Genomic DNA, 5,571 nt, shown 5'->3' on the forward strand with positions numbered 1-5,571 from the left:
GGCTTCGACCCGGCCTCGCGGGGCGCCGCGCACTTCCTCGAGCACCTGCTGTTCAAGGGGACGCGGCGCCGCTCGGCCCGCCAGATCTCGGAGGAGATCGACGCGGTCGGGGGCGACCTCAACGCGTTCACCTCCAAGGAGCACACCTGCTTCTACGCGCACGTGCTCGACGCGGACATGCCGCTCGCGGTCGACGTCGTGTGCGACGTCGTCCTGGAGGGCCGGATGGCCGCCGAGGACGTCGAGGTCGAGCGGGACGTGGTGCTCTCCGAGATCGCCGGGCGCGACGACGACCCGGAGGACCTGCTCGCCGACGACTTCGACGGCGTCCTGCTCGGGGACCACCCGCTGGGCGGCCCGGTGGTCGGCTCCGAGGAGTCGGTGACCGCGATGAGCCGCGACGTCCTCGCGCGGTTCCACGACGCGCACTACGTCCCGTCGCGCTCGGTGCTCGCCGTCGCCGGGAACGTCACCCACGCCGCCGTGCTCGACGCCGTCCTGGCCGGGTTCGGCGACCGGCTGGTCAGCGGCGACACCGCATGGGTCCGGCCCGCCGAGGCGGCCCGGTCGCCGCTGCCGGCCGAGCGCCTCGCCCTGCGCGAGGAGGACTCCGAGCAGGCCCACCTCATGCTCGGGATCCCGTCGATGCGTCGGGGCGACCCCCGCTGGGCCGCCCAGCTCGTCCTCTCGACGGTGCTCGGCGGCGGATCCAGCTCCCGGCTCTTCCAGGAGGTCCGCGAGCTGCGGGGCCTGGCGTACTCGGTGTACTCGGCGACGACCGGCTACTCCGACCTCGGGGTGCTGTCGGTCTACGTCGGCTGCGCCCCGGAACGGCTCGGCACCGCGGCCGGTGTGCTGCGGACCCAGCTGGACGACCTCGCGCGCGGCGGGATCACCGAGGCCGAGCTCGCCCGCGCCCGCGGCCAGCTGCGCGGCGAGTACGTGCTGGGTCTCGAGGACACCTCCTCGCGGATGAGCTGGCTCGGGCGCCGCGAGCTCGACGGCAGGCAGGCGTCCCTGGACCTCGCGGACTCGCTCGCCGCCATCGAGGCGGTCAGCCGTGACGACGTCGCGACCCTGGCCGCCGACCTGTTCGCCACGCCGGTGACCGCGGCCGTGGTCGGGCCCTACGCTGACGTCGACGATCTCCCCGACGAGCTGCGTGAGGTCAACCGATGACGGCTGCGGACCCCCTCCCCGACGACGAGGTGCTGCGGGTCGGGGTGCTCGGGGCCCGCGGCCGGATGGGCGGTGAGGTCTGCCGTGCCGTCGAGGGCGCCGAGGACCTCGACCTCGTCGCAATGGTCGACGAGGGCGACTGGCTCTTCTCGCTTGCCGACGCCGACACCCAGGTCGCGGTGGACTTCACCCACCCCTCGACGGTCGCCGAGAACATCCGGTTCTGCATCGACCAGAACATCCACTGCGTCGTGGGGACCAGCGGGATCACCCCCGACATGCTGGAGACGATCCGGGGCTGGCTCGAGCCGAAGCCCGAGCTCGGCGTCATGGTCGTGCCCAACTTCGGCATCGGCGCGGTGCTCTCGATGCGCTTCGCGGCCCAGGCGGCCCGCTTCTTCGACTCCGTCGAGATCGTCGAGCTCCACCACCCGAACAAGGCCGACGCGCCCTCGGGCACGGCGACCCGGACCGCGCAGATGGTCGCCGAGGCCCGCACCGCGGCGGGGCTGGGTCCGAGCCCGGACGCCACGACGCACGACCCCGACCACGCCCGCGGCGCGGTCGTCGACGGGGTGCACGTGCACGCCGTGCGCATGACGGGGCTCGTCGCCCACCAGCAGGTGATGCTGGGGACGGCGGGGGAGACGCTCGTGATCCGGCACGACTCGCTCGACCGTGCCTCGTTCATGCCCGGCGTGCTGCTCGCGGTGCGCTCCATCGCCACGCGTCCCGGACTGACGGTGGGCCTGGAGTCCGTGCTCGACCTCGACTAGCGGCCCCGGCTCGGCCCCCGCCCCCATGGCAGCAACGGCACGTTGCTGGCGTCTGACGCCTGGATGGCGCGGTTCACCCGTGGGCTCAGAGCAGCGGCAGGCCGAGGTCGTCCGCGGTCGGCTCCGGGGCGAACTCGAGGTCCAGCGGGCCACCGAGGCGCACCTCGCGCAGCGGCCGCCCGCCCGCGTCCAGGGTGCGCACCGTGCCGTCCGGCTCCCAGCCCGCGCGGCGGTAGAACGCTCGGGAGGCGGTGTCCCGCTCGGGCACCCATGTGATCCCGCGCGCCGCCCCGGACGCGCGCAGGGCGGCCGCCGCCGCGACCAGCAGCCGCCCGCCGTGCCCGCGGCGTCCCCACCGGGGCGACACCAGCAGCGTCGCGACCAACCCGACCCGCCCGGCGTCGTCGGGGACCGCGCCGACCGCGTCCGCGACGTCCTCCTCGGCCGCCGGCCCGGCGAGACAGAACCCGACGACCTCGGGGCCCTCGACCGCCACCCACAGCCCGGGCCCGGCCGCCGTGCGCGCCCACGCGGCCGACACCGCCTGGTCGTCGAACCCCTCGGTGAGCCCGGCGGGCAGGAACCCGGCCCACGCGGTCGTCCACACCTCGCGCTGCACAGTGGTGATGGACGGGGCGTCGGCGGGGGTGGGGGGGCGGACGTCGGCGATCGCCATGGCGCGAGCGTGGCATGGCGGCTGTCGTCCCGGTCACGCGGACGGCCGCGGGCCCCGTCGACCGGGTAGATCTGCCTCCCCGCAGACCGAGGAGGAACCCGTGTCCGTCACCGACGAGCTGGTCGCCGCCAACGAGTCGTTCGCCGCGTCGTTCACCGGCGGCGGGCTGCCCGGGCCGCCGTCCCGCCACGTCGCCGTCGTCGCCTGCATGGACGCCCGGCTCGACGTCTACCGCGTGCTGGGCCTCGGCGACGGCGAGGCGCACGTCATCCGCAACGCGGGCGGCGTCGTCACCGACGACGTGCTGCGCTCCCTGACGATCAGCCAGCGCAAGCTCGGCACGACCGAGGTCGTGCTCCTCCACCACAGCAAGTGCGGGATGGCCACGTTCGACGACGACGAGTTCGTCGCCGAGCTCACCGCCGACAGCGGGCAGCCGCCGGAGTGGGCGCCGGGCGCGTTCACCGACACCGAGCAGGACGTGCGGGAGTCGCTCGCCCTCGTGCGCGACTGCCCCTTCCTGCCGCACACCGACGCCGTCCGGGGCTTCGTCTACGACGTCGACACCGGCGCGCTCGCCGAGGTGGCATGACGTTCGACGTCGTCGCGGAGATCGACGTCCCACACCGTCCGGACCTCGACCCGGTCCGCCGTCAGGTCGCCGAGCTCGCCCCGCTGACCGACCACGTGCTCGCGCCCGACAACCCGACGGCGCGCGCCGCGGTCTCGGGGATCGCGGTCACGGCGGTGGCGCGGCAGGCCGGCGCGCGGGTGACCGCGGTGCTCAACGCCCGCGACCGCAACCGCCTCGGCCTGCGGCGCGACCTGCTGGGCCTGCTCGCGCTGGGCGTCCGGGACGTCCTGCTCCTGCGCGGGGACCCGCCGGAGGACGCCGCCGAGGACGGCCCGCTGGGGGTGCGCGCGATGCTCGACGAGGCCCGCGCCCTCGCCGACGAGCACGAGGTGGCGCTGCGGGTGGGGGTGGTCGCGCCCCTCGGGCGCCCGCTCGCCCGGTGGAAGCGGGCCGCCGACACCATCTGGCTCCCGCCGTCGTTCTCGGTCCCCGACGTGACGCGGTGGTGCGAGGACGCCGACGTCGCGGTCCCGGTGCGGGCCGGGGTGATCGTCCCGACGGGCCCGCGGATGGCGCAGGGCGTGGCGTCCGCGATCCCGGACCTGGAGCTCCCCGAGGGCCTGCCCGAGGCGCTGGACGACGACCCCGACGCCGGGGTCGTCGCCGCCTGCGAGCACGTGCTGGCGCTGCGCGCGGCCGGTGTCGTCGACGGCGTGCACCTGGTCGCGGTCAGCCGCGCGGGCCGTACCGCGCGCCGCCTCGCCCCGCTGCTGCGGTAGGGCGGCTCAGGCCGCCGGGCGCGGCAGCGGCAGGGCGGCCGGCTCGTCGTCGGCGAGCCGCACCGCCGCCGACGCCGGGTGCTCGACGAGGGCGAGCACCCGTGAGGACATGAACCGCGCGGTGCGCACCGGGGTGCCGCCGCGGGTCACCTCGCTGACCTCGACGACGCCGCGTCCGTGCGCGACCTCCACCCGACGGCCCGCGCGCGTCGCGGTCACGTCCCAGCTGCGCGTGGCGCCACCGGCGTCCACGACGATCTCGACACGATCTCCGATCATGGTTCTCCTTCACCGTTTATCCTGGTCAACGCCGGTGCGGGCCCCTCGATTCCCCTCGGTGTCGGGGGTGGCTGGCACGATCGGCGCGTGGTGGCAGCGGAGCGGATGACGGCGGCGGCCGCGCGGCGGGCCGCCCTCGCGGCGCAGGGACTCGACGCGCTGGTGCGGCCGGGGGCGCCGGACCGCGGCGCGCTGCGGCGGCTCGTGCGCCGGCTTGGTCTACTTCAGCTGGACTCAGTCAACGTCGCGGTGCGGGCGCACTACGCCCCGCCCTTCGCGCGGCTCGGCGCGTACGACCGCGACGTCCTCGACGCCCTGGCCTGGCCGCAGTCGGCGGCCGACCGGAGGCGGCGGGCGTTCGTCGAGTTCTGGGCGCACGAGGCGAGCCTGGTCCCGGTGGAGGACTGGCCGCTGCTGCGCTGGCGGATGCGGGACAACACGGCGCGCAGCAGCCGCTGGCTCGGCAACGCGCTGGACCACCGTCCGGACATCCTCGACGCGGTGGTGGCGGCCGTCGGGGCGGGCGGCCCGCTCGAGGCGCGGGAGGTCGAGCAGGTGCTCGGCGACGGCGGGGAGCGGCGGGCCCGCGCGCACGGCGGGTGGTGGCACCGTTCCGACGTCAAGGTCGCGTGCGAGCACCTGTTCGCGACGGGGGTCCTGACGACGGGCACGCGGCGCGGGTTCCGGCGGGCCTACGCCCTGACCGAGGACGTGCTGCCGCCCGAGGTCCTGGCGCGCGACCCGGAGCGGGACGAGGCGATGCGCGAGCTCACCCGGCGCGCGGCGGCCGCCCAGGGGGTCGCGACCGAGCCGGACCTGCGCGACCACTACCGCCTCCCGCCCGCCGAGAGCCGGGTCGCGGTGGCCGAGCTCGTCGACGCGGGCGAGCTCGTCCCGGTCGAGGTGGCGGGCTGGGGCGCGCCGGCCTACCGGTGGGCCGGCGCTCGGGTGCCGCGGAAGGTCGCCGGCCGGGCGCTGCTCGCCCCGTTCGACCCGCTGGTGTGGTTCCGCCCGCGCACCGAGCGGATCTTCGGGTTCACCTACCGCATCGGCATCTACACCCCGGCCGAGCAGCGCACCCACGGCTACTACGTCTTCCCGTTCCTGCTCGACGGCCAGCTCGTCGGCCGGGTCGACGTCAAGACCGACCGGGCGGCGGGCGTGCTGCGGGTGCCCGGGGCCTTCGCCGAGCCCGAGAGCGTCGAGCGCGGGGCCGACGAGGCGCGGGTGGCGGAGGAGATGGCGGGCGCGCTGCAGGACATGGCGGCGTGGCTGGGGGTGGGCGACGTGGTCGTCGAGGGTGGGCCG

The 5,571-nt window shown here is 76.0% G+C and carries 7 protein-coding genes; 5 read left to right on the forward strand and 2 right to left on the reverse strand.

The window, feature by feature from the left end:
- Both AC0CYZ_RS06715 and dapB read left to right on the forward strand, forming a co-directional pair.
- Positions 1 to 1,179: M16 family metallopeptidase (locus AC0CYZ_RS06715; protein ID WP_472213571.1), on the forward strand; the 1,179-nt coding region annotated here is incomplete at its 5' end.
- Positions 1,176 to 1,955 carry a 4-hydroxy-tetrahydrodipicolinate reductase gene (dapB, locus tag AC0CYZ_RS06720; protein WP_472213573.1) on the forward strand — a complete coding sequence of 260 codons (780 nt, stop codon included), beginning with the start codon at positions 1,176 to 1,178 and terminating at the stop codon, positions 1,953 to 1,955. The genes AC0CYZ_RS06715 and dapB, both read left to right, overlap by 4 nt.
- 85 nt (positions 1,956 to 2,040) lie before the next feature.
- Here the strand turns inward: dapB and AC0CYZ_RS06725 are convergent, their stop codons facing one another.
- Positions 2,041 to 2,631 (reverse strand): GNAT family N-acetyltransferase, encoded by a 591-nt coding sequence (locus AC0CYZ_RS06725; protein ID WP_472213575.1) that lies wholly within the window; start codon positions 2,629 to 2,631, stop codon positions 2,041 to 2,043.
- A 100-nt stretch (positions 2,632 to 2,731) separates the two neighbouring features.
- Here AC0CYZ_RS06725 and AC0CYZ_RS06730 point away from each other — a divergent pair, with 100 nt between their 5' ends.
- On the forward strand, positions 2,732 to 3,223 hold the full coding sequence (locus AC0CYZ_RS06730; protein ID WP_472213576.1) for a beta-class carbonic anhydrase: 492 nt from the start codon (positions 2,732 to 2,734) through the stop codon (positions 3,221 to 3,223).
- Positions 3,220 to 3,984, forward strand: coding sequence for a hypothetical protein (locus tag AC0CYZ_RS06735; protein WP_472213578.1), 765 nt, complete (start codon positions 3,220 to 3,222; stop codon positions 3,982 to 3,984). The genes AC0CYZ_RS06730 and AC0CYZ_RS06735 overlap by 4 nt, the downstream gene beginning before the upstream one ends.
- Positions 3,985 to 3,990: 6 nt before the next feature.
- Here AC0CYZ_RS06735 and AC0CYZ_RS06740 read toward each other — a convergent pair whose 3' ends face one another.
- Positions 3,991 to 4,263 carry a hypothetical protein gene (locus AC0CYZ_RS06740; protein WP_472213580.1) on the reverse strand — a complete coding sequence of 91 codons (273 nt, stop codon included), beginning with the start codon at positions 4,261 to 4,263 and terminating at the stop codon, positions 3,991 to 3,993.
- A gap of 105 nt (positions 4,264 to 4,368) precedes the next feature.
- On the opposite strand from AC0CYZ_RS06740, the gene AC0CYZ_RS06745 reads away from it, so the two are divergent.
- On the forward strand, positions 4,369 to 5,571 hold a 1,203-nt coding region (locus tag AC0CYZ_RS06745; protein WP_472213582.1), incomplete at its 3' end, for a winged helix-turn-helix domain-containing protein.

Source organism: Actinomycetospora sp., assembly GCF_055612215.1.

Bases quoted from the DNA above. Each gene is read 5' to 3' on its own strand.
- dapB (WP_472213573.1), top strand. From the start codon at position 1,176: ATGACGGCTGCGGACCCCCTCCCCGACGACGAGGTGCTGCGGGTCGGG.
- AC0CYZ_RS06725 (WP_472213575.1), bottom strand. From the start codon at position 2,631: ATGGCGATCGCCGACGTCCGCCCCCCCACCCCCGCCGACGCCCCGTCC.
- AC0CYZ_RS06735 (WP_472213578.1), top strand. From the start codon at position 3,220: ATGACGTTCGACGTCGTCGCGGAGATCGACGTCCCACACCGTCCGGAC.
- AC0CYZ_RS06740 (WP_472213580.1), bottom strand. From the start codon at position 4,263: ATGATCGGAGATCGTGTCGAGATCGTCGTGGACGCCGGTGGCGCCACG.